The sequence below is a fragment of the Bacillus sp. V26 genome, assembly GCF_034296245.1.
GTDB classification, from domain to species: Bacteria; Bacillota; Bacilli; order Bacillales; family Bacillaceae; genus Bacillus; species Bacillus halotolerans.
Genome location: NZ_JAXKQF010000002.1, coordinates 251231 through 277395, shown reverse-complemented (window position 1 = coordinate 277395; position 26165 = coordinate 251231). Strand labels below are relative to the sequence as shown.

Genomic DNA, 26165 nt, shown 5'->3' with positions numbered 1-26165 from the left:
CCTTATTTACGTAACTTAGGATCCAATGCGTCTCTTAATCCGTCGCCGACAACGTTAAAACCAAACATGGTAATGCAGATAAAACCGGCAGGGAAAAACAAACGCCACGGATAATAGGTCAATGCAGGCAATCCGTCAGAAGCCATCGTTCCCCAGCTTGCAAGAGGAGCCGGAACACCAAGTCCTAAATAGCTTAAAAAGGCTTCTGTAAAAATCGCGGTTGGAACAGTTAGTGTCATCGTGACTAAAATAGAGCCCATTGCGTTCGGCACGATATGTTTAAACAGCAGACGGGATGTTTTCGCCCCGAGTGTCTGCGACGCAAGCACGTATTCCTGGTTCTTCAGCTGCAGCACTTGTCCGCGAACGATTCTGGCCATGTTAATCCAGCCCGTAATCGTCATGGCAATAATAATCGTTAACAGCCCTTTCGGAAGAACGACCATCAGCAGGATAACCATTAATAATGAAGGAACAGCCCAAAGGATATCTGCGATACGCATCATAATCTCATCTGTTCTGCCTCCGCGGAACCCTGAAATACTGCCCCAAATAACACCGATCAGCAAGTCAAGAACAGCGGCTGCGACACCGATAAAGATTGAAATTCGCGCACCTACCCATGTACGGACGAAAATGTCCCTTCCTAGATCATCAGTCCCGAACCAGTGATCTTTTGAAGGCGGCTTATCCGCATTTAAGAGATTGGTAGTCGAATAATCATATTTTGAGAAAACAGGCGCAAAAATCGCCATTAAAATAATGAGAACAATAATAACAAGCCCGACCATCGCAAGCTTATTGCTGCGGAAGCGTAACATCGCATCTTTCCAGAGGGAAAGGCTCTTTTTACTTATTTTCTCAGCATCGCCGGCATTCGCTGCGGCTGGTTCAAACATGTTTTTTGGAATGTTCTGCATGGCCTAGGCTCCTTTCTTTGCTTTGGAAAGCTTGATTCTTGGATCAATAATGCCGTATAACACGTCTACGATTAATACACATAAAAGCAGGATGACACTGAAGAACACCGTTACACCCATAATGACTGTATAATCACGGTTTGTAATACTGTTAACAAAGTGTGCACCAAGCCCCGGGATACCAAAAATGGTTTCAATGATAAAGCTTCCAGTTAAAACTTGAGCGGCCATAGGGCCCATATATGTAACGACTGGCAACAGCGCGTTTCGGATGGCGTGCCGCACTGTAACTGCAGGACGCGACAGCCCTTTTGCTTTCGCTGTGCGAATATAATCACTGTTTAATACTTCGATCATGCTTGAACGGGAAAGTCTGGCAATAAACGCCATCGGCATGGAAGCAAGTGCGATGGAAGGCAGAAAGGTGTATGACCAGGACTCCCACCCCGCGACCGGAAACAGCTCAAGCTTCATAGAGAACACATATTGCAGCACAGCCGCCATGATAAAGCTCGGAACTGAAATACCAAAGATCGTTAAAATCGCGACGGTATAATCCTGCCATTTATTATGATAAAGGGCTGCAATCACCCCAAACAGTACACCAAACGCTAAAGCGAGGAGAATAGCTTCTGCTCCAAGAGTGAATGAAACGGGGAAACCTGAACTGATCAGGTCATTGACACTCTGACCTTTATATTTAAATGACGGTCCGAAATCCCACATTGCAACTGATTTCAAATAGCTCGCATATTGTACAAACAGCGGCTTGTCCAAGCCATAATGCGCATTTAAGTTTGCTTCAATTTCAGGCGGAAGCTTTTTCTCACCCGAAAACGGCCCGCCCGGTGCTGCTTGCATTAAGAAGAATGTCACGGTTACAATCACAAATAATGTGATGATCATATAGACTAAACGTCTTCCGATATATTTTAGCAAGGGGGAACACCTCCATGGTTTTTACTTTTTTATACTCCATCAGTAAGAAAGAAAGGTATATGGGGCTTTTTTCCCCATATACCTTGAGGTCTTTTATTTTCAGATAAAGCCTTATTTAAAATATGCGTTTCTGAAATAAACCTCACCAGTACCTGGCATGATAACACCTTTTAGGTTTTCATCCTGTACCCAAGTATCAGTATAGAAATAGATTGGGGCTACAGGCATTTCATCAATGAAAATATTCTCTGCTTTTTTCAGCAGTTCTGCACGTTTTGTTTTATCTGTTTCAGTTTGTGACTGGTTCAGAAGCTTTTTGAATTCTGGATTTTCCCAGCCGGTATCGTTATTTCCTCCGTCTTTGTCACGGAACAGCTCAAGGAAATTAATAGGATCATTGAAGTCGCCAAGCCAGCCCATACGGCCGACTTGATAATCTTGGCTGTGAAGCTTATCAATATATACATTCCATTCTGAGTTATCAAGCTCAATATTAACGCCTAAATTTTTCTTCCACATTTCTTGTACAGCTTGCGCGATTTTCGCATGTGCTTCATCCGTATTATAAGACAATTTGATTTTCGGCAGGTCAGATGCCTTGCTTAAGCCCATTTCTTTCAGGCCTTTTTCAAGGTATTCTTTTGCCGTTTTGACATCGTTGTCTTTGAAGTAACCTTCTTTGTTATCTTCAAATCCCTTCATTGTCGGCGGAACTGCGGCCATTGCCGGGATTTGCTCGCCTTGCGTCACGTTTTTAACAATTGATTGGCGGTCAATTGCATAAGTTAAAGCCTTACGGATATTTACATTGTTTAATGGCTTAGCTTCTGTGTTAAATTTGTACCAATACACACCTGCAATCGGCTCAACATGTAAAGAACCGTCTTTTTTCAAGCTAGGCAGAGATTCAGTCGGAAGCTGTCCGAGCGGCATACCGGCCCAATCAAGTTCACCAGCTTGGAATTTTTTCAGTTCAGTATTGTTGTTGTTGATCATAACCATATTGATTTTCTTCAGTTTGACTTTGTCTTTATCCCAGTATTGATCATTCTTTTCAAGATCGATAGATCCGCTGTGTTTCCATGCCGTCATCTTAAATGGCCCGTTTGACACATAATCGTCTCCGGCATTTGTGTTCCACTTTTTGTTTTTCTCTGCAATTTTTTTGTTAATCGGCATATAAGTATAAAATGCTGTTAATTCAGTGAAGTATGGAGTCGGGTTGTTTAGTTCAACCTTTAATGTCTTATCGTTTTCAGCTTTTACTGCCACATCATCAAGGCTGCCTTTACCGGTATTTGCCGCCTCAGCACCTTTTATGTAGTAGAGCTGGTAAGCGTATTGTGATTCGTTATTAGGATCAAGCGCCCATTTCCATGCATATTCAAAATCTTGCGCTGTGACAGGGTCACCGTTTGACCACTTTGCATCATCACGAATCGTAAACGTATAGGTTTTTCCATCTTTGCTTGTTTCAATTTTAGAAGCTGCGCCTTCTTCAGGCTCACCCTCTGCATTAATACGTGTCAATCCTTCAAAAGTCTGACGGATAACCCCGCCTGATACCGAGTCATTTGCCAAGCCGGGATGTAAGGAGAACGGCTCAGTTTTAATATTAATGTTAAGAGTCGTCTTCCCTTTGCTGTCTTTTTTCCCATCACCGTTTGAACCGCTGCCGCCAAAGCCGCATGCGCTCAGCACGAGAGTGAAAATGAGCATTAACGTGACAATCGACCAACGTTTTTTCATATCCACAAACCCCCTAATAATCATTTTTTCAGCTCCTTACGGCTAAATCCTCAGAAATATCAGACAAATGAACCTAAGTTTACATAACTTTTATTCTGTTCCGTCTTTTCTGATTATTTTTGTAAAAAAGCTGTAACAATAGAGTGAACAAGTTCATTATAATGAAACAAATTCTTTATTGCAATATTATTTTATCAATTTAAAATTTTTAAACTTCGTTAGTTTTTCTGTCAATAACGCGATATCCTTCTACCGTTTAAAGCATAAATTGATTAAAAACTATTTTAGGAGTTTCCAATCCATATTGCTTTATACATATAATATCTAGCTGTTTAACTGCTGAGAGCGGTTATCATTTGGGCGATTTATAACTGTTCTTTTATTTATATCATTACAATTTTCATGCAAAAAGAACGTTTTTTCAGGATGACAATTGGTTATAATTGATTTATAATGAAGCAATCAAAAGAAAAGCTTGCTATGAAAAAGAGTAGTACACATTTCACCCGTTTGAAGAGAGTCTGCGGTGCTGTGAGCAGATAACGGGCAATGTGGAATGGACTTTGGAGCAGCTGACCGAACCAAAAAGTAGGCTCAGCCGGAGCAGTCTCCGTTACAAACGTCAGAGTGATTCCATTTTAATGGAATAATCAGGGTGGTACCACGGTTCATTCGTCCCTTTTTTATAGGGGAAGAATGAGCCTTTTTTATTATGTTCTAAGAAATGAGGTTGATTTTCCAATGAAACAGACGATTTTTTCAGGCATCCAGCCAAGCGGTTCCGTTACACTCGGCAACTACATCGGTGCAATGAAGCAGTTTGTCGAACTGCAGCATGATTATCACAGCTATTTTTGCATCGTAGACCAGCATGCGATCACAGTGCCTCAGGATCGGCTTCAGCTGAGAAAAAACATCCGCAGTCTGGCTGCGCTTTATCTAGCTGTCGGTCTCGATCCTGAAAAGGCAACACTGTTTATTCAATCAGAGGTTCCCGCACATGCACAGGCCGGATGGATGATGCAGTGCGTCGCTTATATCGGCGAGCTTGAACGAATGACTCAATTTAAGGACAAGTCAAATGGAAAAGAAGCAGTTGTCTCAGGCCTGTTAACGTATCCGCCGCTGATGGCCGCTGACATTCTGCTGTACGGAACAGATCTTGTGCCTGTCGGCGAGGATCAAAAGCAGCATCTTGAGCTGACACGAAACCTTGCAGAGCGATTTAACAAAAAATATAACGACATCTTTACAATTCCGGAAGTGAAGATTCCAAAAGTAGGCGCCCGGATCATGTCTCTGACTGACCCGCTGAAGAAAATGAGTAAATCTGATCCGAACCAGAAATCTTTTATTACATTGCTGGACGAACCAAAGCGGCTTGAAAAGAAAATCAAAAGCGCTGTGACAGATTCTGAAGGTATTGTAAAATTTGATAAAGAAAACAAACCGGGCGTTTCCAACCTTCTTACGATTTATTCAATTCTCGGCAATAAGACGATTGAAGAACTTGAAGCGAAATACGAAGGAAAAGGCTATGGCGAGTTCAAAGGTGATTTGGCAGAAGTGGTAGTCGGTGCATTAAAGCCAATTCAAGACCGTTATCATGAACTGATTGAGTCCGAAGAATTAGACCGGATTCTTGATGAAGGCGCTGAGCGGGCGAACCGGACAGCAAACAAAATGCTCAAAAAAATGGAAAATGCCATGGGTCTCGGCCGAAAAAGACGATAACAAAAAAACCGCTCTTGCAATTTGCAAAGAGCGGTTTTTTTAATTTACCTTTGATTCATTTTCTAATTCCCAAAGCTTCTCGAAAAAAGGCTGTCCTTTTATCAAGTTTTCGCAAAAGGCCAGGTGCTTGTCCGACCAGCCTTCAATGGTTTCGTTATACAGCATGTCCCAAATCTCTTCAAAGCTCATCCGTTTGATTTGCTCATACATATGCGGGTTCCACTCTGTGTACCAGTAGCCAATCTCCGCACGGTTTTTCAGCCCTTTTAATTGATCCAGCGCCATAAACATAAGCTGCTTAATTTGCCGCTCTTTTCTCGTTAATCCTCTGACGTGCTCTGGTGCCAATGATAAGATATGATATTCTTTTGAGGACTCCAGCTTCTTCGGCTCAAATTCATACGTTTCCGGCTCTACATCTTTCACCATTTCATACACGAGCTGCTCCTGGCGCGGAATAAGGCGGCTTTTTCTGACAGGGATCGTGTAGCCGATTGTATCAACAGCCAAAATGCCGATTCCGTCCGTCACAACAAAACAATACTCCAGCTTTGTGCGTTCATGATTTTTGCGAATGTACGATTTTTGATGAACCTCTTCAAGCAAATCTTTCGGAAGCTCTGACAAATCGTTTTCTATGTAATGAAACAATACTGACGGCACCCTTAAGAGAGGCACCTGATCCAAAAGCTCAACCGTATCTTCCTTGCGCCATTCATGAAAGTGGCATACATTGTAGCCATTTTCTTCCCCTTCAAACCAATTGACCCACACATCATGAAGAAATAACATCTCTAACCCCTCACTTTATAAAAACTGTTGTCCACAGTATAGGCAAGGTGCAGAGAAATTATTCCATAGAGATTGAGGAAATCTGGAATAACTGGGTTTCTGTTATAAACACAAAAAGCAGACTTCCTCGTATATTTTCTGACAAAGGAAATCTGCTTACTTTAGGAATTCGTTACATTTTCTAACGAACATGATTTTCATTTTTATTTAATATTTTTAGGATCAAGAGCATCCCGCAAACCGTCACCGACAAAGTTGAAGCACAGCACGGTAATTAAAATAAATAGCCCGGGAAATAATGGGTACCACCATGCTTGAATCATCACTGTAAAATTTTGTGCGTCTTGAAGCATATTTCCCCAGCTTGCGATTGGCGGCTGAATCCCAAAGCCTAAGTAGCTCAGCGCGGACTCAGCGAGAATAACTGAACCTACCTTTAATGTTGCTGACACAATAATCGGTCCTAATGCATTGGGAAGAATATGTGAAAAGATAATTTTGTGAGTCTTCGTTCCGATTGTTTTAGCAGCCAGAACGTATTCCCTTGAACGAAGCGATAGAAACTCTCCTCTTACCAATCGTGCCGTTGTTGTCCAGCCGGTGAGACAGAAAATTAAAATCAGTTTGTCCACGCCAGGCTTGAAAATGGTAACCAGCGTGATCAGCAAGAAAATATCCGGAATGGATAATACAATGTCGACTAAACGCATAATGACAGCGTCGACAATTCCTCTGAAATAACCTGCTAACGCCCCTAATACAGTTCCGATTAAAATAGAACCGACTACAGAAGCAAAACCGACCAATAAAGAGACGCGCGCTCCATATAAAATCCGGCTGAAAATATCGCGGCCGAATTTATCTGTTCCCATCAAATGTTCAAGGCCCGGCGCTTTATACTTATCAAGCAAGCTTTGCTGCTCTTGGGGATAAGGTGCAATCAAAGGAGCGAAAACAGCCGACATAACAATGATAAACAGAATGACGGCACCTAGAATGGCAAGCTTGTTTTTCGAAAATTTTTCCCAGAAGATCTTGGTCATCGTCTCTGGTTTTTTCGAAATGTTTTCTTTCAGTCTGATCTCCGGCGAGGGAGTTGTTTGCAGCTCTGACATCTCTGTTTCCCTCCTCTTAATATTCGATCCGCGGATCAACAATCGCGTAAAGGATGTCTGCAACGAGGTTTCCGACCACGACAAGCACCGCTGAAATTACGGTCATTGCCATAATAACCGGATAATCACGCTGGAATGCCGAATCCACAAACAGTTTTCCTAGCCCCGGCCAAGTGAAAATCTGCTCTACGACAACTGCTCCACCGATAAAAGAGGGGATCATTAATCCGAAGATCGTAATAACAGGCAATAGCGCATTCCGCAAGCCGTGCTTAAATAGCACGCGATTTTCTTTAAAGCCTTTTGATCTGGCTGTTCGGATATAGTCTTGGTTTAACACATCAAGCATATTTGACCTTGTATATCTCGTTAAGCCAGCCATATCTGCCGTAGCTAACACAAATGCGGGTAATAACAAATGATGAATCCTGTCTAATAAGCTAAAATCCGTGTTAAGAGTAGCGACTCCCCCAGTTGGGAACCAGCCGAGGTTCACAGCAAATACCATAATTAAAATCAGACCGAACCAAAAGTTCGGAATGGCTAAACCGATAAATGAAGTAAATGTAATGCCATAATCCAGCTTGGAATAAGGTTTTTTTGCAGAAATCACACCAAATGGGATTGAAATGATCAGCGCCAAAATCGTCGACACCAGCATAAGGAGGAGTGTGTTAGGCAGCCTTGCTATAATCAGCTCTGAAACAGGCGTTCCTTTTCTGATAATGGACGTTCCGAAATCCCCTTGAACCATATTGCCGAGCCATTTTAAATATTGAACGTATTCCGGGTCATTCAGGCCGTATTTTTCAATAAACTGCGCTCTGTCCGCCTGGCTGATGGTAGGGTCCATCATAAGCGTCATCGGATCTCCGGGAGCCGCTTTCATAATGACGAAAGACAAAATTGTAATTCCTAGTAGGATAGGAATCGAAGCTAATGTTCTTCGAATGATATATGTAACCATATTCTTGTCCCCTTTGTGGTTCTTTTTCAATATAGAAGGGGGAAGGAAATTCGCTCCCTCCCCTTCAAGGGAAAATTATTGGGCAAGCCACCATTTTTCAATCTGATATAGTGTACGTTTCGGATGATACACATACCCCTCTAAGTTAGCTGGCATCGCCATATGGTTGTTCGGATAATAAAGGAAGGTATACGGCTGATCTTCAGCAAGCTTTTGGTAAATCTTTTCATAGGCTTTAGAGTATTCGTCACGGTCACTGATCGATTTTGCAGCTTTCAGAAGCTTATCAACCTCTGGATTTTTGTACCACATATTATTTAAGCCTTTTTCAGACTGGCTTGAATGGAAGATATCATAATGATCTGGGAAAGTGGACAGACTCCAGCCTAAAACCATTGCGTCATAGTCCCAATTAGGGGCACTGGTTTGTTCAACAAGCGCACTCCATTCCACGATTTGCGGCGTTACTTTAATACCGACTTTCTTCAGCTGTTCTTGGACAACAACTGCAATATCCTCACGCACCTTATTTCCTTGGTTCGTTTTCAGCGTAAACTCGAATTTTTTGCCGTCTTTATCTAAGATGCCGTCACCGTCAGTATCTTCCCAGCCGGCTTCTTTCAGCATCTTCTTCGCTTTTTTCACGTTGTATTTAAATTTAGGCACTTCTACGCCTTTCGGATAGTTCCAGGAAGCCGGGCTTTCCGGAATATAAGCGACTTCCGCGTCTCCATCCAATACAGTTTGCACCATCGTTTCACGGTCTAAAGCGGTGGTGAGCGCTTGGCGTACTTTTTTATCTTTAAAGAGCTCGTTTTTCTCATTCCAGCCGATATATGAGTAGCTCAGCGCCAAGTCTGTTACAACCTTGACATTATTAAACGATTCGGCTGTCTTATAATCAGTTGACGGAACGTTAAAGAAATCAATATCCCCCGCTTGAAGCTGGGCAACCGCAGCATTGGCATCAGGAATAATTTTATACGTAACACTGTCTAAATACGGACGTCCGTCATAGTAGTCATCATTGGCAACGAGCTTGACGTATTGCCCATCTTTCCATTCTTTAAATTTGAAAGGCCCTGAGCCAATTGGATTTTTTCTGTTAAATTCATTATCTTCAAGCTGCGCAACCGGTACATCTTTTAAAATATGCTCCGGAAGAATGCCGTAGCTGTCTAATGTATTGTTATAGAAGTTAGGGTCTTTGTATTTCAGGGTAAATAAAACCTCGTAATCTCCCTTTTTCTCTACTGATTTCAGCATTTCAAAGTTAGAGCCGCGCTCACCTTTGTAATCCTTGTTCAGCGGGATGTTAAACGTAAATACTACATCGTCAGCAGTAAGTTCTTCTCCGTCATGAAACTTAACGCCTTTTTTGATTTTCACATCATATTTCAGTCCGCCATCCAGCTCTTTGACACTCTCAGCCAATGACATTTTGACATTTAATTTTTCATCTGTTTTTGTTAAAAAGCTGTAAATCATTTGTTCTATATCTGTACTCGATTCATCCGTTGAATATAATGAGTTGAAAAGTGTCGGGGCACCGATTGAACCAACAACCAAGTCCCCGCCCTGCTGCGGTTTGCCGGTTGATTTTTTCTCGCTGCTGCTTGACTTCGATCCCGAGCAGGCCGATAAAAAGATGGCCATCACCATTAATACACTTAGCATCATCAGTGCGGTTTTACGTCTTTTCATTAGATATTCCCCCTCTTGAAATGTTCGTTCTTCTTAGCTGCTGTTTATGTAGTAGCATACCCCCTCTCAAAGCTGTGCGGGCGACAGTTAGCTATAAAGGTGACAAGCCACAAAATGGCTGGGAGCAGCTTCTTTGAATTCTGGTATTTGTTCCTTGCATATCGGTTTTGCAACAGGACATCTCGTATGGAAAACACAGCCTTTTGGCGGATTGGCCGGGCTGGGCAGTTCTCCTTTCAGGACGATGCGTTCGCGTTTGACAGATCCTTTTTTTCTTGTAACCGGGACAGATGATAAAAGGGCTTGGGTGTATGGGTGCAGCGGGTTGTCATATAACTCATGCTTGTCGGTCAATTCCATCATTTTACCGAGGTACATTACTCCGACCCTGTCGCTGATATGGCGGACGACACTTAAATCGTGAGAGATAAATAGATACGTCAGATTAAATTCTTCCTGCAATTCTTCCATTAAGTTGATGACCTGGGCCTGAATCGATACATCAAGTGCAGAAACCGGTTCGTCTGCAATGATAAGCTCCGGATTCAGCGTGAGGGCTCTCGCAATGCCGATCCGCTGACGCTGTCCGCCGGAAAACTCATGAGGATAGCGGGAGGCAAACGACGGATGAAGGCCTACTCTCGCAAGCAGCTCTTCGACTTTCTCATTTCGTTCTCGCATCGTGTACATGTGATGTGTGTTAAAAGGCTCCTTAATAATAGAACGCAGCGTTTTTCTTGGATTCAGCGAAGCAAATGGATCTTGAAAGACCATCTGAATATTTTTGCGGACGTTTTTTCGTAAATTCTCCTCTGACAGATTGGAAATATCCTGTCCCTTAAAGAGAATCTGGCCTTCAGTCGGTTTGTACAGCCTGATCATCGTTCGGCCGGCAGTCGATTTTCCGCAGCCCGACTCTCCAACGATTCCGAGTGTTTCTCCTTTTTTTAAAGAAAACGAAACACCGTCCACCGCTTTCACATCACCAACTTTTCTTTGAAAAAAGCCTGAGCGGATTGGGAAATATTTTTTTACGTCCCGAAGTTCTAAAATTGTTTCCTGATTAGCTGCTGTCATGATTGTTCGGCACCTTCTTCCTCATATAAAAAGCATCTCACTGACCTTCCGCTTTTGTGTGTCAAAAGCGAAGGCTGATGGGTCCAGCATTTATCCATCGCTTTTGGGCACCTAGGAGCAAAACGGCACCCCGGCGGCAGATTATCTGGTGTCGGCACGCTGCCTTTAATCGCATTTAATTTATCAATCTCTCCATCTATGACTGGAATAGACATAAGCAGGCCTTCTGTATAAGGATGAAGGGGCTCTAAAAATAACTCATCGACTGAGGCATTTTCTACGACTTGTCCGCAGTACATGACAATGACTCTGTCGGCTGCTTCCGATACGACACCTAAGTCATGTGTAATCAGCAAAATTGAAGTATCAAACTTCTGGCAGAGATCTTTCATTAGCTCCAGCACTTGGGCTTGTATCGTCACGTCTAACGCCGTTGTCGGTTCATCGGCAATAAGCAGTTTTGGATTACAGCTGAGCGCGATGGCAATCATTACCCTCTGTCTCATGCCGCCAGATAGACGGTGCGGGTATTCCTTCATAATTTGCTCCGCTCTTGAAAACCCAACCATCTTCAAGAGTTCGACGGCTCTTTGATACGCTTCTTTTTTCTTCATGTTTTTATGGTAAATCAGCACTTCGGTAATTTGTTCTCCGATCGTTAACACCGGATTAAGGGAGGTCATTGGTTCTTGAAAGATCATGGATACTTCGTTTCCGCGGATTTTGCAATAGTCATTTTCAGTGAATGTGGTGAGGTCCTTGTCTTCGAGTTTAATCGTACCGTCCATGATTTTCCCGCCTGAGCTCTGGACGAGACCCATAATAGACAATGAAGTAATACTTTTGCCGGAGCCCGATTCGCCTACAAGCGCGACGGTTTCGCCTTTTTTGATGTAGAAATCGACTCCGTCCACCGCAGGGATCGGCTCCTTTTTTCTAAAAAAATAAGTCTTTAAATTATTCACTTCTAAAAGTGTGCTCATGCTAGCTCCCCTTTCCCCCTCTTGTCGCCAAACGTTTTCAAGAGAAAGTAATCCCTCTATTCAGAAATAATAAACAATATTGAATTATCGAAAAATTTTATAGTTGTATATTATTACAATCATTTTGCAAAATCAAGAATTTTTTAGGATAATTGTAATATTATTAATGGAATTCCATTATTTTATTCTTTTAAAGCGTTGCTTTCAAAAAGGTTTCAGGAGAGATGGACAACCCTTCTGTTGTACTGGCTCTGTTCTCTGTTAAATATTTTTTTACAATATTGAATCCGACTGCGTATCCAAGCATTTTCGGCTGATATCCTTTGCCGTATAAAAGCTGATCGAACAATCGATGACCCCGTTTGATGTTCAGATGAGGTGCAATCTTTTTTTCGTAAAAAACCTCAAGCTGCAGAGGGGTATACCAGGTGGTCCATTCAGCCGTTTGGCTTTGGCCTAACCTCTCATAAACAGCATATTCTGCCAGCCCTTCCATGATGATTGTATCAAGTAATGTGACGTCTTTTTCCTCTTTTGTCATATGATCTAACCGGCAAACATGATGATATTCATGTGTCATAAGGGCTGAAACCGAGGACAATTCGATATCTGACGAGAGAAAGAGAAACATTTTATCTGGGAAGGCGAGCCCTGATTTTGACCCGAATTCTAAACGGATTCTTCTGTTACGTTCATCAACCGGCAGTGCTACGATTGGCACGTCAGGCCCTTGCCACTTCTTTCTGAGATACTGCTCCTCTTTTTGTATATGCCTGAAAAGTCCTTTTTCTTTCAGAATGGAAGACGTGCTTATACCCTCTTTTATGTTTTTAAACATTCCGTGATGCTGCAAATGTCCCAAGATGCCTTTCCAGTCTTCTTTCTTTGTTCCTGAAAAGAGTGGGACAATGTAATGCGCCAGATCATCTATTGAAGCGGCTTTTTCAAACCATTTGTATGTTTGTTCCACGCTCATGCTATCGCCTCCTCTTTTTTATCCTATGCGCACGAAAAAAACCGGCTACCCTTTTAGGGCAGCCGGTTTGGCGTCAAAATTACTGATATTTTTTGAAGATTAGCGTTGCATTATGTCCGCCGAATCCCAGTGAGTTGCTGAGAACATAGCTGAGATCCTGTCTGCGTGCTTCATCAGGCACATAATCTAAATCGCATTCTTCGTCAGGCGTTTCAATATTGATTGTTGGCGGGATCATGCCTTCTTTAATGGCAAGGATAGAGAAAATGGCTTCAATACCGCCCGCCGCGCCTAGAAGGTGGCCCGTCATAGATTTTGTAGAGCTTACCGCAAGTTTATAGGCATGCTCGCCAAAAACTGTCTTAATCGCCATTGTTTCATATTTGTCATTGTAATATGTGCTTGTGCCGTGAGCATTGATATAGTCAATCTCTTCAGGCGCAATGCCCGCATCTTTAATGGCTTCTTGCATCGCTCTCGCTCCGCCTTCGCCGTCTTGGGCAGGCGCTGTGATATGATAAGCATCTCCCGTCGAACCGTAACCGACGATTTCTCCGTAAATTTTGGCGCCGCGTGCAAGTGCATGCTCAAGTTCTTCAAGAACGATAATACCCGCACCTTCACCCATAACGAATCCATCACGGTTTTTATCAAACGGACGGCTCGCTGTTTTCGGATCCGGATTTGTAGAAAGCGCTTTGTTGGCACTGAAGCCCGCGAATGACATTCTAGTCAGCGGCGCTTCTGTTCCGCCTGTGATCATAGCGTCTGCATCGCCGCGCTGAATCACTTTAAATGCGTCACCGATAGAGTTTGTTCCTGTTGCACATGCAGTTACCGTACAAGAGTTAACTCCCTTTGCTCCTAAAGCGATAGAAATTTGGCCTGTCGCCATATCAGGAATCATCATCGGCACAAAAAACGGGCTTACCCGTCTTGGGCCTTTTGTTAAGAAGATTTCAAACTGAGACTCAAGCGTTTCAAGCCCTCCGATTCCGGAACCAACCCAAACACCGACTCTCGGCGCGATTTCATCAGTAATTTCAAGACCTGCGTCTTCAACTGCCATTTTCGCAGCGACAACCGCATATTGAGTGAAACGGTCCATTTTTCTTGCTTCTTTTTTGTCCATGTAATCTTCAACATTAAAGTCTTTTAATTCAGCGGCTACTTTAGCCGGATATTCTTCAGAATCAACACGAGTGATCGGACCGATCCCGGACACACCGTTGATTGCGTTATTCCAACTTGTATCGACGTCGTTGCCAAGCGGAGACAATGCCCCGAGCCCTGTAACAACTACTCTTTTTTTACTCATCTTGTGTGCACCTCACCTTTTTTTATCGGCCCCAGCGGATTGCAATGGCGCCCCAAGTTAATCCTCCGCCGAATCCTACCATGACGATCACATCGCCATCTTTGATTTTACCGGCTTCCAATTCTTCTACTAGAGAAATAGGAATGGATGCGGCAGAAGTGTTTCCATATTTATGAACAGTTTTAGACATCTTTTCGACAGGAAGCTCTAAACGCTCACGTGCAGCTTCCATGATGCGGATGTTCGCTTGATGCGGAATCAAAAAGTCGACGTCCTCTTTTGAGAGCCCGGCTTTTTCAATGACGTTTACGCATGATTCACCCATTTGGCGGACCGCAAATTTGAAAACTTCCCGTCCATTCATGATTGTATGTCCTTTTTCATTCAGATACAAGTGCTGACCGCCTGTGCCGTCTGCTCCTAGTTCAAATGAAAGGATTCCTCTGTCATCACTGACTGGCCCGACTACCGCAGCGCCCGCTCCGTCACCAAACAGAACGGCTGTGTTGCGGTCTTCCCAGTCTGTAATGCTTGAGAGCTTTTCTACACCGACAACAAGGACATGCTTATAAGTTCCGGATTCAATAAATTGTTTACCCGTGACAACCCCGTACATAAAGCCTGCACAAGCCGCGCTGATATCCATGGCACATGCTTTCTTTGCGCCGAGCTGTTCTTGAATCATACAAGAAACTGTAGGAAATGACTGATCAGGTGTGACAGTCGCAACGAGAATCATATCAAGATCCTCAGCGGACACTTCAGCTTGTTCCAGCGCTTTTTTCGCTGCTGCAACAGCCATATGTGATGAATATACGTCATCAGCGGCAATTCTTCTTTCTTCTATTCCTGTTCTTGTACGAATCCACTCGTCAGAAGTTTCAACCATTTTTTCTAAATCATGATTTGTTAAAACCTTCTCAGGGATATAACGTCCAACTCCAAGTATTCCAGCTTTCATAAGGGAAGACTCCTTTATATAGTTAATTTAGAAGATCAATCAGGTTATGATCAATTATTAGTATCAGGTACTAATTCTATCTTATTTTTTTTCACATGGCAATATATTCGTCTAAACTATCGGTCCATCTTACTCATAGAGTATGGTATATGGAAAAGGAGGCGTATGCAGGTGGATGTGTTTTCAAAAATGATGTTCGGCGATAACGCCAAACAAAAAACAGAAAAAGAAGAAGTGCAGGAGGAGGGGGTTTCCCCGACAAACGAAGAAGAGACGATTGATTACATGTATATTATGAACCAAATCGGTTCGATTATGAACTCTCTCGATCAAATCAAGCCCGCTCTGAAGGAGCTCGCGCCTATGGTATCCGCTATTAAAAAGAAAATCATGTGAAAAGCCACTTTCGAGAAAGTGGCTTCTTCTTATTCGGTTTCAGATTTCGCGTCGGATTTACCCAGCTCATAGGCTTCCGCCATTACCGTTGTAAATAAATTCATAAACGGCTGAATGGCCTCCATCGACAGATCTATTCCTGATTTTTCAAGCTGCTCTTTCGCTTCAGGCAGATATTTCATTGCTATTTGCAGAAACTCAAGTGATTTTTCGTGCTGCATGTAAAAGTCACCCCGTTACTCGTTTTTTGGCAGTTCACCTGTTTTATTATATGTTTTGACCAGTTTGGCGATTTTTTTCTGAAAGGCTTTGTCTACAAGCGGACTGAAGGTTCCCATTTCGACAACTCGGCTTTTCAGATCGTAATAGTGATCGCCGCCTTTTAAAGTGCCTTTGTCGAATTGCTCAGCTATAATTTCATAGGCCTTGTCCACATTTTGCACCGTGCTGGTTAACACGGTGTTCTCGCCAAGATCGGATTGATCTGTGACATAGCCGATCGCATATAGGCCGTCTTTTTTGATTTGCTGAATGACAGGAACATTATACCCGTCTCCGGCTGGATACACAACATCCGCGCCTTCATTCTTCATTTTTTGATAAAGGTTCACCGCAGTCGAATCATCATCCCAGTGATCCGTATATTTTGTATTCACTTCTATATTAGGATTTTCATACTTAGCCCCTTTTATAAAGCCGTCCACTTCTGGCTGCCATGAAAAAGAAGCGATGACGCCGACCTGATTGGTTTTTGACATATGGGCAGCGGTCATTCCGCCGAAAAAGCCGATTGCTTCCCCGCTGAGATGGACGCTTGCGACATTTTCCGCTTTTGCTTTTGCATTTGAAATCACAAACTGCATATCCGGATAGTCTTCACTCACCAAGTTAAATACTTCTTCATACTCACTTCCATGGCCAAAGAGGAGATTGACGCCGCGCTTATGAAAATCTTCAATCGCATTTATAATATCTTCATCTGTTTTTACGCCTTCTTTATAGTAGACGTCCACATTGTATTTAGATTGTATATTCAGTAATCCTTTATACCCTTTTGTGCCCCATACGAGGTCATTAATCGTATCAGGAAAGAGCATGCCGACCTTCTCAATTTTTCCTTTAAACGGAGTTTGTCCACATCCGCTTAATAAAAGGAGGACAGAAAAGATCATGACAAGCCTTGTGATCAAGTCATGTTCAACTCCTTTTGACAAGCTATCACATGTATTCAAATGATACGTTTATTGTATCTAGAAAACTCGAAACATGGAAGGTTTTTCTTAATATTTGTCGAAAATTGATGAAAATTGTCTTTTCCACTCGAGAATTTTTGTTTTCGCTTCATCTTTTGAAGTTTTTTTCGTGACTTGCAAATCAAAAATGCAATCTTTGCCGGTGTCACGGCCGGGCTCAAGCAGGAATCTCAACAGCTCGTCAGCTACATCTTCTGTATAAAAGCCCTCTTCCTCCTGTTCTTCTTTCCACGGCCCATACATTTTAGGAAGGATCACCGCTTTTTCTGAACCTGTCTTTTCACGTTTCTCCCACTCTTTTCGGTCTTGTTCGTATACCAATACATATGCGGATTTATATTGGTCCAAAGGCAAAAAGCTGCTGCCATATTGGATACAAATTGTATCATACTTTTGATCCTCAATGTGCTCAAGCTGCCGAAAGTGCTCGTTTCTTCCAAGCCACATGAGTCTTTCTTCTAAGTACATTTGTCTGTTTTCATCATCTGTTTCAGCCAAAACGACATCGACGTATATGCCTTCATCCATCATTCGCTCGCATAAAGAAAGGCCGAAAAATTCATCCGCCCCTACAATCAGCGTTGATTCCATTTCATCTGCCGCCCTTCCGGTTTTTCATTTATCCAAAGCAAAACAGCCTCCGCAAAAGAGAAGGCTATTGTTATTGTATTCTTTATAACTCTTTTTCATGCCTGTGAAAGAATTTGCAGATTGATGCATAGATCCTGCTTGGGTGCTCAAATAAATGAAACGTTATGTCAACCGGACAGCCTTGGTTTTGCTGCTGCTTTTCCTTAAATACTTCCGCATGCAGGCTGTACGGATACGGTGCTCCGGTCATCCGCTGCCATATATGAACCGGTACGCTGCTCGGATAGCTTTCTATTGTTTTATAACGGAGTGAAGCCGCTTCTTTTTCGGAGATTTCGTAGCTTTCCGATACCTCTTTCAAAAATTGCTTATAGAAAAATTTATTTTCTTTTTCTGATTCATAATGTGCCTGAAGATCGAGACAAGGATTCAACATCGCGGCTGATCGGATATGATCCGGGGAAAAACGAAGCAGTTCATCGGCCACGAGAGCGCCCATCCCTTCTGCTAAAATATGAATCTTCGGATTGAGTATTTCCTGCTTCAACACGAAATGTATCAGCTGTTTGGCATAGGCGACCGCTTTTTCCGCGCCCCAGTGCCTTCCGAACAGATTGCTGTTAAAAATGGTATAGCCTTCGTCCCTCAGCATATTTAAAAGCTGATTTTTGCCGTAATGCTGAAGCCAAAAGCTTGAATCATTACCGACAAAGTGGGTTCTGTCCCCGAGGACAAAGATGCCAAAGCCGTTCGGACGATAGGGCAGATGAATCACGTTATGCTCCGTTCCCAATTGAAAATACCTTTCCGTTATTCCCATCGCTTGCCCGCCTCCTTTCACACTTCATCTCACGCTATCTTATGTAAAAAGAAAAGAAACGAATAAGGTAAAGTCCTAGCCTTTCTATGTTTTGGCTATTATACCAATTGACGATATTTATTTTTTATATTTTACCATTAAAAATGTGACGAATCAGACTCTTTTGTCACCTCACTTTCTTCTAAAATTAGATTCCCCCTTGGCTTTATGTATGGTATGATAACTTCTAGAACAGAATGAGAAGGACGAGGTGGAAACGTGCGATTTATTATTGCTTTTATTTGGACGTTCCTTTTATCGCATATGGCATGCTATTTGATTGCCAGCATGAACAGTGTAGCGTATAACTTCACAACATCATCCGTAATTGCTGTCGTTTTATATGTGCTGATCATGGCGCTAGCAGCAATCATGCCTATGAACAACAATGCCAGCCAGCATTAATAAGCCAAAAACCCAAAACATGTATTGTTTTGGGTTTTTTCGTGATCACGGTTTTCTTTTATACGTCCACAGGCGATTGTGATTAGATGTTTCAGGAAACATATCTCCTGCTGACAGATGGACCTTTTGCGGGTTTTTGACCATACTCCCCGTCTCGCCGATTTCTACGTAGATGCCGTTGTTGGGCGCTTTCTGCCCGGGCCGGAATTGATGCTGCTGTCCCACTGTTTTTCCTCCTTTTCCTTTTTCGTGTAGTATGCGCCTAAGCGGGTGTGAATATGTTTCCATAAAAAAACTGCTGAGACCCGGCTCAGCAGTTTTTTCGGTTATTCCCCTTTGTAAAGGATCGCCTTTAACAGCGCTTTTTGCACATGGAGACGGTTTTCGGCCTGCTGGAATACAGCGGAATTCGGACCGTCAATAATCTCTGCCGTCACTTCTTCTTCACGGTGTGCAGGAAGACAGTGCAAAAATGTATAGTCAGGTTTAGCATGGCTGACAAGCGATGCATTCACCTGGTAAGGCGCGAAGACTGCGAGACGCTCTTGCTCTTCCGCTTCCTGTCCCATGCTTGTGAATACATCTGAATAAATGACGTCCGCATGTTTTACGGCTTCAATCGGATCAGCTGTAAGTGTAATGGAAGCACCGGATTGAAGGGCAGATGCCTTGGCTGCTTCCGCCGCTTCGTCTAACACTTCGTATCCCTTAGGGGAAGCAATCGAGATATCACAGCCCATTTTTGCGCAGCCGATCATCAGGGAGTGCGCCACATTATTTCCGTCACCGATATATGCGACTTTCACACCTTTGAGATCGCCTTTGATTTCCTTGATCGTCAATAGGTCCGCCAGCGCCTGGCAAGGATGATATTTATCAGTAAGCCCGTTGATGACCGGAATATCAGCGTGTTCAGCAAGCTCCTCCACCTTTTCATGCTCGAAGGTCCGGATCATGATTGCATCTACATAGCCCGAGAGCACTTTTGCCGTGTCAGCCACAGTTTCACCGCGGCCCAGCTGCAGATCTTTCTGGCTTAAAAAGAGGGCGTTTCCGCCAAGCTGCGCCATGCCGGCCTCAAATGAAACACGTGTCCGCGTGGATGATTTTTCAAAAATCATCGCAAGGGTTTTGCCTTGAAAAATAGGCTGAATCTTGTTTTGCTTCAGTTCACTGGCTTCAGCAAGCAACGCGCTGATATCCTGTTCACTGAGATCTTTTAGCGTTAATAGGTCTTTTCCGAATAGATTGGTTTGCATTTCTCCCATATTCACTGTGTGCATGATGCCACTTCCTTTTTATAAAGATCTCTGAGGGAAACAGGGTGCGGACTGCCTGATCCGCTTTGCAAAAACGCCCGTACGGTTTCCTCTTCAGTAAAGACGGTAATGCCGTGTGTCATGGCTTCCAAACGCTCTTTGCGTGCTTCTTCAGAGCCGTTCAAATGGATATGGAGCGCTTTTTCATCCTGTTCCATCCAGGAGGCGAATGTGCCTTCATGAACCGTAAAGCCGGCGTTTTCCGCTAATGTCTTCAAGTCTTCCGGTCCGTTTTGCAAATAAATGCTTCCTTTTTGATTCCAAACACGCGTGTAGATTTTTTTCAAGGCGCTGTCGGCGTCGTATGCAACACACATGCCTTCTCCTGTCGATTTCATTTCCGGTCCAAGCTTCACATCTACATCTTGAATCGCATGTGATGAAAAGACCGGGAACTTTACAGCAACACCATGGTGATTTTGAATTGCCGGGTTTACATCTTTTAGAGATGCCCCCGCCAGCAGCCGTGTGGCGAGCGGAATCATCGGGACGCCCATGACTTTGCTGACGACCGGAACTGTACGGCTCGCTCTCGGGTTCACTTCAAGGACGAGAATGGTTTCGTTATCGATCACAAATTGGATGTTCATAATGCCTTTAAACGAAAGCTTTTGGGCAATTTTTTGCGCAGCATCTTTTATTCCCTGCTGCAGCTTGTTTGTGACGGAAGGACCCGGGAGAATGGCGAAGCTGTCTCCTGAATGGACGCCCGCCCGCTCAATATGTTCGGTATATGTCGGGATAAAGACTTCTTCACCATCGGAAATCAAATCAATTTCGACTTCTTTTCCTGACACGTACTGATCAATTAAAATGGGGTACGGCATGCTGTCTTCTCCGTCCAGCAGCTGAGAAAGCGCAGCTTCCGATTCAACGATGATCATGCCCATTCCGCCAATGACATAAGAAGGACGGATTAATACCGGATAGCCGATCCCGTCTGCTTTCTCTGCAGCCTCTTCTTTTGTATAAGCAATTTCTCCTTTAGCGTGCTGCAATCCGAGTTCATCAAGAAGCTGATAAAATTGATCGCGATCCTCTAACACGTCAAGCGTTTCAAACGATGTGCCGAGAAGCGTGATTCCGGCTTTTTCGAGCGCTTCAGCAGCATTGATCGCGGTTTGGCCGCCGAACTGCACGATCGCATAGTCAATGTTTTCCTGTTCCGCCACGTTTAATATGTGCTCCGTTGTCAGCGGTTCAAAATACAGGCGGTCCGCAATTTCATAATCAGTGCTCACGGTTTCCGGGTTGTTGTTAATCATAATCGTTTCGAACCCAAGCTTTTGCAGCGTTAACACCCCATGAACAGCACTGTAATCGAATTCAACACCCTGCCCGATGCGAATCGGTCCTGAGCCGATAATCAGCGCGCGCTTTTTCTCTTTGCGGCTGATGTCTCCATCGGTTTCTCCGAAATACGTGGAGTAGAAATAGTTGGTTTTCGCATCAAACTCAGCTGCGCAAGTATCAACAATTTTGAAGGAAGGCGTTATCCCCTTCTCTTTGCGAAGAGCGCGCACCTCTACCTCTGTCTTGCCGATAAGCGAGGCAATCGTTGCGTCTGAAAACCCTTTTTCCTTTGCCTTTTTCAATAAATCAAAAGAGAGGTCGCTCCCCGCTTCCATGATCTGATTTTCCAGCTTGATGATATTGTTAAAGGTGTGAAGGAAAAACGGGTCGATTTTTGTTTTTGCATGGATTTCTTCTATTGATAGGCTTCGGCTTAACAGCTCCATCACAACGAAAAATCTTCGATCGTCAGGTGTGATTGCCAGCTCCCAGAGCGCTTCAATTGATAAGCCGCCGAGCTCCGGCAGATGCGTGCCGACGTTTTTCAGCTCAAGGGAGGCTGCCGCCTTTTGGAGCGCCGCTTCTACATTACGTTCAATCGCCATCACTTCTCCGGTGGCTTTCATTTTTGTGCCGAGCTTGCGGTCCGCGTTTTTGAATTTATCAAACGGCCAGCGCGGAAACTTGACGATAACATAGTCCAATGCCGGTTCGAAGCTCGCATAAGTGGAGCCTGTAAGCGGGTTTTTTAATTCGTCAAGCGTGTATCCGACCGCCAATTTCGCAGCCATTTTCGCAATGGGATAACCTGTTGCTTTTGACGCAAGAGCAGATGAACGGCTCACACGCGGATTCACTTCAATGACGTAGTATTGCTTGCTGAACGGATCAAGCGCAAACTGAATGTTGCACCCGCCTACGACATCAAGTGCCGAAATGATCGTCAGACTTGCCGTCCGGAGCATTTGATAGTCTTCATCAGTTAATGTTTGTGAAGGCGCCACTACGATCGAATCGCCTGTATGCACACCGACCGGATCAATGTTTTCCATATTACAGACGGTAATGCATGTGTTGTTGCTGTCGCGCATCACTTCATATTCAATTTCTTTAAAGCCGGCAATGCTCTTTTCTACCAGACATTGATTGATCGGGCTAGCCAGGAGCGCTTGCTTGATCATGGCGGTAAATGCTTCTTTCGTAGGCGCGATGCCCCCACCTTTTCCGCCTAACGTGTAAGCAGGCCGGATAATGACAGGAAAGCCGATGGATTCCGCAAAACGAAGGGCATCTGTTTCGTTATCGACAATTTCGCTCTCTGGAACTGGCTGATTCAGCTCGTTCATTAAAGAACGAAATTTTTCCCGGTCCTCTCCTTTTTGTATCGTATCAACGGATGTACCCAGAAGTTTGACGCCGTGCGCCTTTAAGATACCCGCTTCTTCAAGTTCAACCGCTAGATTCAGTGCAGTCTGCCCGCCTAAATTGGCCAGAAGTCCGTCGGGCTTTTCTTTCTTAATAATGTCTGTCAGGCTTTCTACCGTCAGCGGTTCAAAATATATGTCATCCGCGAAAGCTTCATCGGTCATAATTGTTGCCGGGTTGTTGTTGACGAGAATAACCCGATAGCCTTCTTCCTTGAGCGCGATGCACCCTTGAGTGCCTGAATAATCAAATTCTGCCGCCTGGCCGATGATGATCGGGCCTGAGCCGATTACTAATATGCTTGAAATACTGGTGTCTTTAGGCATGGGCGATTTCTCTCCTTGCTGGTATCACATTCTTTAAATAATCATCAAAAATCCATTCGCTTTCCGCCGGCCCGGGATGGGCTTCCGGGTGAAATTGCACACTCATGACAGGCAGCTTTTTATGGGAAAGCCCTTCAACTGACGTGTCATTGACATGGTGGAATCTGATCGTCAGCTCTTCTTGATTAATGGATTTTTCATCGACCACATAGCTGTGATTTTGGCTGGTCATGAACACCCGCTTCGTTTCACGGTCGATGACCGGATGGTTTGCGCCCCTGTGTCCGAACGGCAGCTTAAACGTATTTCCGCCGAAAGCGAGCGCAATCAGCTGGTGGCCGAGACATATGCCGAGTGTCGGAAAGCGGCTGACAATGTTTTTGATTTGTTCCATATACGGTGTAATGGCTTTCGGATCTCCGGGTCCGTTGGATAACACGACACCGTCCGGCTTTATGCCGTAAACCGATTCCATTTGCTGATACGGTATAACTGTGACCTTGCAGCCTCGTTTCACGAGTGAGGCTGCAATTGATTTTTTAAAGCCAAAGTCAATGAGAGCGATATGTTTATTTCCTTCACCGATTGTGCTGATGTCCTGTGCGGACGCCTGTTCTGCGACGTTCTCAGGCTGCAGTGCAATCTCAGCCGCTTCTTTAGAGGCAGTGACAGACGCCCCCATCGTTCCGTTCGCTCGGATTTTTTTGACGACAGCCCTCGTATCGACATGGGACAAGAGCGGGATATTCCATTTTTTCAGATATTCCTTAAGGCTGTATACTGCTTCATGATGAGAAAAATGATCGCACGCCTCGTAAACAACCGCTGCTTTCACTTGCGGTTGTTTGCTTTCAAAGTCGTTTTCATTAATACCGTAGTTGCCGATCAGCGGGTACGTAAAAACGATAATCTGTCCTTTGTATGACGGGTCTGTCAGCACTTCCTGATAGCCCGTCATTCCTGTGAAAAACACAGCTTCGCCCGTGCAGTTTTTATGTCCGTCCAGTTCTCCGCTGAACACTGTTCCATCTTCTAATACTAAATAACCTTCCATCTAAAAGCCCACCTCTTGATGAATAATTAATTACAAAAATGAATTTTTATGCTTTCATATCGAAAAAAAATTACAAATTGACAGCGGTATGCTGAGCAATCGCTTGTTTCAGCTTGCTGACGGCTTCTGTTATTTCATCCTTTGTCACGGTGAGCGGCGGCAGCAGACGAATCACGTTCGGTCCGGCCGGCAGTACGAGCAAGCCTAATGTCTGCAATTCAGCAATGATGTCTGCAACCGGCCCATCACACTCAATTCCAAGCATTAATCCTTTGCCGCGGATTTGCCTCGCAAAAGGACTCTTCAGTTCAGCCTCCAGCTGTTCTTTCAAAAACGCACCCTTATCAGCAGCCTCTTGCAGAAATTCAGGCTGGAATACAACCTGCAATGTTGCATTGACGGCGGCCATCGCCAGCATATTCCCTCCGAAGGTCGTTCCGTGAGATCCAGGAGTAAACGCTGCTCCCAGCTCTTTCTTGCCGATTACCGCACCGACTGGAAAGCCGTTCCCCAATCCTTTTGCAGCTGTGATGATATCAGGTGAGAGGCCGAAGTGTTCGTATGCGAAGCCTTTTCCTGTCCGTCCAATACCGGTCTGAATTTCATCTACGATCAGAAGCGCCTGCTTTTCCTTGCAAAATGACTGTACGGCTGTTAAAAATTCTGCACTGGCCGGATTGACTCCGCCTTCTCCCTGTACGGTCTCAAGCATTACCGCGGCTATGCCGTCTTCCTCCCCAAGAGCATCAAAAGCGGCAGGATCATTGTACGGGAGGTAATGAAAGCCTTCCAGCATCGGGCCGAAGCCTGTTTTGATTTTATCCTGTCCGGTAGCTGCCATCCCTGCATAGGTGCGGCCGTGGAATGATTGAAGAAATGTGATGATTTTCGTTTTTCCAGTTGCTTTTCGCGCCAGCTTAATCGCGCCTTCATTCGCTTCTGCCCCGCTGTTGCAGAAAAAAACGAGATCTCCGGCACTGTTTGCTGCTAACTGCTGTGCCGCTTGCTCCTGAAGACTGTTTTCAAACAGATTGGATACGTGCCATACGCTGTCGAGCTGTTTTTTGACCGCTTCTGTGACCGCTTCATGGCAGTGGCCTAGGTTGGAAACCGCAATCCCTTGAATGAAATCGAGGTATGTTTTGCCGTTTTGATCCTCAACGCAAGTCCCCTTCGCCTTCTTTATCTCAATGTTCCAACGTCCGTAGGTTTGAAACAAGCTGCTCATGAAACAGCCTCCTTTGCTTTGACGATTTTTGTTCCTTGAAATGTTTGATCTGTGAAAAACGATCCTTTTCCGTTTACGATCATCACTTCTGATACTTGATCCGTTAATGCTGACAAGGCTGAATTGACCTTTGGTATCATCCCGCCTGTGATCACTTCCTGTTTAATGAGAGTCTGAATTTCCTCAGGGGTCAGGATGTCGAGACGCTGTTTTTCCTTTATAATTCCTTCCACGTCTGTGACGAACATCAGCTTATCGGCTTTCAGCGCCCCGGCGACTGCCGAAGCCGCAAGATCAGCATTGACATTCAGTGTTTTGTAATCGCTCGTCAAGGACAGGGGCGCGATTACCGGAATGATGCCTTCATCCATCAGCGCGTTTACCATAGAGGCATTAACCTTTTTAATTTCTCCGACTTCCCCGTATGTGTCCGGATCAAGATAGTCTGCTTCGAGAAGGCCTCCATCCTTGCCGGACACTCCCGCAGCCCGGAGCCCGTGTTTTGCAAGCTCGGCAACGAAAAATTTATTCACTGAGCCGGACAGTACCATTTCAGCGACTTCCAATACCGGTTTGGTTGTTTTCCGCTGTCCGCCTTCAAATTCTGTTTTGATGTTTAACCGTTTCAGCATATGTGTGATTTCCGGTCCGCCGCCGTGCACGATTGCCAATTTCCATCCTGATTCCATCAATTCTTTCAGGTTTTGAAAAAATTCTTCCGACAGCTCACGGATGACACTTCCCCCGCATTTAAAAACGATTGTTTTCTTCATTGCGCTCC

24 protein-coding genes, 1 pseudogene and 1 other annotated feature are annotated in these 26165 nt (G+C 44.2%); of the genes and pseudogenes, 3 read left to right on the top strand and 22 right to left on the bottom strand.

Going from position 1 to position 26165, the window contains the following annotated elements:
* Positions 1 to 2: 2 nt before the first annotated feature.
* The 3 genes from oppC to oppA form a co-directional block, all read right to left on the bottom strand.
* Complete coding sequence (oppC, locus tag UJ203_RS08655) at positions 3 to 920, bottom strand: oligopeptide ABC transporter permease OppC (RefSeq protein WP_024120915.1); 918 nt, start codon at positions 918 to 920, stop codon at positions 3 to 5.
* A gap of 3 nt (positions 921 to 923) precedes the next feature.
* The gene (gene oppB, locus UJ203_RS08650; protein WP_044156389.1) at positions 924 to 1859 is read right to left on the bottom strand and encodes an oligopeptide ABC transporter permease OppB; all 936 of its coding nucleotides are present in this window, start codon (positions 1857 to 1859) and stop codon (positions 924 to 926) included.
* Between the two features lie 111 nt (positions 1860 to 1970).
* Positions 1971 to 3608: an oligopeptide ABC transporter substrate-binding protein OppA gene (oppA, locus tag UJ203_RS08645; protein WP_322009966.1), complete on the bottom strand. Its 1638-nt coding sequence runs from the start codon at positions 3606 to 3608 to the stop codon at positions 1971 to 1973.
* 471 nt (positions 3609 to 4079) lie between these two features.
* Positions 4080 to 4291: a binding site (T-box leader), on the top strand.
* Positions 4292 to 4349: 58 nt separating this feature from the next.
* Between oppA and trpS the strand changes: the two genes are divergently transcribed.
* The gene (gene trpS / locus UJ203_RS08640) at positions 4350 to 5342 is read left to right on the top strand and encodes a tryptophan--tRNA ligase (RefSeq protein ID WP_322009965.1); all 993 of its coding nucleotides are present in this window, start codon (positions 4350 to 4352) and stop codon (positions 5340 to 5342) included.
* 39 nt (positions 5343 to 5381) lie between these two features.
* Here the strand turns inward: trpS and UJ203_RS08635 are convergent, their stop codons facing one another.
* The 9 genes from UJ203_RS08635 to fabH form a co-directional block, all read right to left on the bottom strand.
* Positions 5382 to 6134 (bottom strand): YjbA family protein, encoded by a 753-nt coding sequence (locus tag UJ203_RS08635; RefSeq protein ID WP_322009963.1) that lies wholly within the window; start codon positions 6132 to 6134, stop codon positions 5382 to 5384.
* Positions 6135 to 6337: 203 nt separating this feature from the next.
* Positions 6338 to 7249: an oligopeptide ABC transporter permease AppC gene (gene appC / locus UJ203_RS08630; RefSeq protein ID WP_024120911.1), complete on the bottom strand. Its 912-nt coding sequence runs from the start codon at positions 7247 to 7249 to the stop codon at positions 6338 to 6340.
* 16 nt (positions 7250 to 7265) lie between these two features.
* On the bottom strand, positions 7266 to 8216 hold the full coding sequence (locus UJ203_RS08625) for an ABC transporter permease (protein WP_105953727.1): 951 nt from the start codon (positions 8214 to 8216) through the stop codon (positions 7266 to 7268).
* A 75-nt stretch (positions 8217 to 8291) separates the two neighbouring features.
* On the bottom strand, positions 8292 to 9920 hold the full coding sequence (locus UJ203_RS08620; protein WP_059293042.1) for a peptide-binding protein: 1629 nt from the start codon (positions 9918 to 9920) through the stop codon (positions 8292 to 8294).
* An 87-nt stretch (positions 9921 to 10007) separates the two neighbouring features.
* Positions 10008 to 10997 (bottom strand): oligopeptide ABC transporter ATP-binding protein AppF, encoded by a 990-nt coding sequence (gene appF, locus UJ203_RS08615; RefSeq protein WP_044156397.1) that lies wholly within the window; start codon positions 10995 to 10997, stop codon positions 10008 to 10010.
* A complete protein-coding gene (gene appD / locus UJ203_RS08610; RefSeq protein ID WP_105953728.1) occupies positions 10994 to 11980 on the bottom strand; it encodes an oligopeptide ABC transporter ATP-binding protein AppD in 987 nt (328 codons plus the stop codon). The genes appF and appD overlap by 4 nt, the downstream gene beginning before the upstream one ends.
* Before the next feature lie 190 nt (positions 11981 to 12170).
* Positions 12171 to 12956, bottom strand: coding sequence for a DUF2268 domain-containing protein (locus UJ203_RS08605; protein WP_105953729.1), 786 nt, complete (start codon positions 12954 to 12956; stop codon positions 12171 to 12173).
* Positions 12957 to 13035: 79 nt separating this feature from the next.
* Positions 13036 to 14274, bottom strand: coding sequence for a beta-ketoacyl-ACP synthase II (gene fabF, locus UJ203_RS08600; RefSeq protein WP_024120905.1), 1239 nt, complete (start codon positions 14272 to 14274; stop codon positions 13036 to 13038).
* 22 nt (positions 14275 to 14296) lie between these two features.
* Positions 14297 to 15235, bottom strand: coding sequence for a beta-ketoacyl-ACP synthase III (gene fabH / locus UJ203_RS08595; RefSeq protein ID WP_010333732.1), 939 nt, complete (start codon positions 15233 to 15235; stop codon positions 14297 to 14299).
* 165 nt (positions 15236 to 15400) lie between these two features.
* Here fabH and UJ203_RS08590 point away from each other — a divergent pair, with 165 nt between their 5' ends.
* Positions 15401 to 15631 (top strand): hypothetical protein, encoded by a 231-nt coding sequence (locus UJ203_RS08590; protein ID WP_202853789.1) that lies wholly within the window; start codon positions 15401 to 15403, stop codon positions 15629 to 15631.
* 29 nt (positions 15632 to 15660) lie between these two features.
* On the opposite strand, the gene comZ is transcribed toward UJ203_RS08590, so the two are convergent.
* From comZ to UJ203_RS08570, 4 genes are all read right to left on the bottom strand, one after another.
* The gene (gene comZ / locus UJ203_RS08585) at positions 15661 to 15852 is read right to left on the bottom strand and encodes a ComG operon transcriptional repressor ComZ (RefSeq protein ID WP_105990587.1); all 192 of its coding nucleotides are present in this window, start codon (positions 15850 to 15852) and stop codon (positions 15661 to 15663) included.
* A gap of 15 nt (positions 15853 to 15867) precedes the next feature.
* The gene (locus UJ203_RS08580) at positions 15868 to 16821 is read right to left on the bottom strand and encodes a BMP family ABC transporter substrate-binding protein (RefSeq protein WP_322009949.1); all 954 of its coding nucleotides are present in this window, start codon (positions 16819 to 16821) and stop codon (positions 15868 to 15870) included.
* Positions 16822 to 16911: 90 nt separating this feature from the next.
* The gene (locus tag UJ203_RS08575; RefSeq protein ID WP_322009948.1) at positions 16912 to 17475 is read right to left on the bottom strand and encodes a hypothetical protein; all 564 of its coding nucleotides are present in this window, start codon (positions 17473 to 17475) and stop codon (positions 16912 to 16914) included.
* 82 nt (positions 17476 to 17557) lie between these two features.
* Entirely contained in the window at positions 17558 to 18295 is a 738-nt protein-coding gene (locus UJ203_RS08570) for a hypothetical protein (RefSeq protein WP_322009946.1), read from the bottom strand.
* Between the two features lie 258 nt (positions 18296 to 18553).
* Between UJ203_RS08570 and UJ203_RS08565 the strand changes: the two genes are divergently transcribed.
* Positions 18554 to 18739 (top strand): YjzD family protein, encoded by a 186-nt coding sequence (locus UJ203_RS08565; RefSeq protein WP_010333727.1) that lies wholly within the window; start codon positions 18554 to 18556, stop codon positions 18737 to 18739.
* 45 nt (positions 18740 to 18784) lie between these two features.
* Here the strand turns inward: UJ203_RS08565 and UJ203_RS08560 are convergent, their stop codons facing one another.
* From UJ203_RS08560 to argB, 6 genes and pseudogenes are all read right to left on the bottom strand, one after another.
* Positions 18785 to 18964, bottom strand: coding sequence for a YjzC family protein (locus UJ203_RS08560; RefSeq protein WP_003239319.1), 180 nt, complete (start codon positions 18962 to 18964; stop codon positions 18785 to 18787).
* 85 nt (positions 18965 to 19049) lie between these two features.
* Positions 19050 to 20007, bottom strand: a pseudogene (gene argF, locus UJ203_RS08555) (ornithine carbamoyltransferase).
* A 2-nt stretch (positions 20008 to 20009) separates the two neighbouring features.
* Positions 20010 to 23102, bottom strand: coding sequence for a carbamoyl phosphate synthase large subunit (locus UJ203_RS08550; protein ID WP_322009939.1), 3093 nt, complete (start codon positions 23100 to 23102; stop codon positions 20010 to 20012).
* The gene (locus UJ203_RS08545; protein ID WP_322009937.1) at positions 23095 to 24156 is read right to left on the bottom strand and encodes a carbamoyl phosphate synthase small subunit; all 1062 of its coding nucleotides are present in this window, start codon (positions 24154 to 24156) and stop codon (positions 23095 to 23097) included. The genes UJ203_RS08550 and UJ203_RS08545 overlap by 8 nt, the downstream gene beginning before the upstream one ends.
* Positions 24157 to 24226: 70 nt before the next feature.
* The gene (locus UJ203_RS08540; protein WP_322009935.1) at positions 24227 to 25384 is read right to left on the bottom strand and encodes an acetylornithine transaminase; all 1158 of its coding nucleotides are present in this window, start codon (positions 25382 to 25384) and stop codon (positions 24227 to 24229) included.
* Positions 25381 to 26157: an acetylglutamate kinase gene (gene argB / locus UJ203_RS08535; RefSeq protein WP_322009933.1), complete on the bottom strand. Its 777-nt coding sequence runs from the start codon at positions 26155 to 26157 to the stop codon at positions 25381 to 25383. Before argB ends, UJ203_RS08540 begins: the two co-directional genes overlap by 4 nt.
* Positions 26158 to 26165 lie beyond the last annotated feature (8 nt).

Bases quoted from the DNA above. Each gene is read 5' to 3' on its own strand.
- UJ203_RS08590 (WP_202853789.1), top strand. From the start codon at position 15,401: ATGCAGGTGGATGTGTTTTCAAAAATGATGTTCGGCGATAACGCCAAA.
- UJ203_RS08570 (WP_322009946.1), bottom strand. From the start codon at position 18,295: ATGGGAATAACGGAAAGGTATTTTCAATTGGGAACGGAGCATAACGTG.
- UJ203_RS08575 (WP_322009948.1), bottom strand. From the start codon at position 17,475: ATGGAATCAACGCTGATTGTAGGGGCGGATGAATTTTTCGGCCTTTCT.
- comZ (WP_105990587.1), bottom strand. From the start codon at position 15,852: ATGCAGCACGAAAAATCACTTGAGTTTCTGCAAATAGCAATGAAATAT.
- UJ203_RS08540 (WP_322009935.1), bottom strand. From the start codon at position 25,384: ATGAGCAGCTTGTTTCAAACCTACGGACGTTGGAACATTGAGATAAAG.
- UJ203_RS08625 (WP_105953727.1), bottom strand. From the start codon at position 8,216: ATGGTTACATATATCATTCGAAGAACATTAGCTTCGATTCCTATCCTA.
- fabH (WP_010333732.1), bottom strand. From the start codon at position 15,235: ATGAAAGCTGGAATACTTGGAGTTGGACGTTATATCCCTGAGAAGGTT.
- UJ203_RS08605 (WP_105953729.1), bottom strand. From the start codon at position 12,956: ATGAGCGTGGAACAAACATACAAATGGTTTGAAAAAGCCGCTTCAATA.
- argB (WP_322009933.1), bottom strand. From the start codon at position 26,157: ATGAAGAAAACAATCGTTTTTAAATGCGGGGGAAGTGTCATCCGTGAG.
- trpS (WP_322009965.1), top strand. From the start codon at position 4,350: ATGAAACAGACGATTTTTTCAGGCATCCAGCCAAGCGGTTCCGTTACA.
- UJ203_RS08635 (WP_322009963.1), bottom strand. From the start codon at position 6,134: ATGTTATTTCTTCATGATGTGTGGGTCAATTGGTTTGAAGGGGAAGAA.
- UJ203_RS08620 (WP_059293042.1), bottom strand. From the start codon at position 9,920: ATGAAAAGACGTAAAACCGCACTGATGATGCTAAGTGTATTAATGGTG.
- UJ203_RS08545 (WP_322009937.1), bottom strand. From the start codon at position 24,156: ATGGAAGGTTATTTAGTATTAGAAGATGGAACAGTGTTCAGCGGAGAA.
- appF (WP_044156397.1), bottom strand. From the start codon at position 10,997: ATGACAGCAGCTAATCAGGAAACAATTTTAGAACTTCGGGACGTAAAA.
- appC (WP_024120911.1), bottom strand. From the start codon at position 7,249: ATGTCAGAGCTGCAAACAACTCCCTCGCCGGAGATCAGACTGAAAGAA.
- oppA (WP_322009966.1), bottom strand. From the start codon at position 3,608: ATGAAAAAACGTTGGTCGATTGTCACGTTAATGCTCATTTTCACTCTC.
- oppC (WP_024120915.1), bottom strand. From the start codon at position 920: ATGCAGAACATTCCAAAAAACATGTTTGAACCAGCCGCAGCGAATGCC.
- fabF (WP_024120905.1), bottom strand. From the start codon at position 14,274: ATGAGTAAAAAAAGAGTAGTTGTTACAGGGCTCGGGGCATTGTCTCCG.
- appD (WP_105953728.1), bottom strand. From the start codon at position 11,980: ATGAGCACACTTTTAGAAGTGAATAATTTAAAGACTTATTTTTTTAGA.
- UJ203_RS08550 (WP_322009939.1), bottom strand. From the start codon at position 23,102: ATGCCTAAAGACACCAGTATTTCAAGCATATTAGTAATCGGCTCAGGC.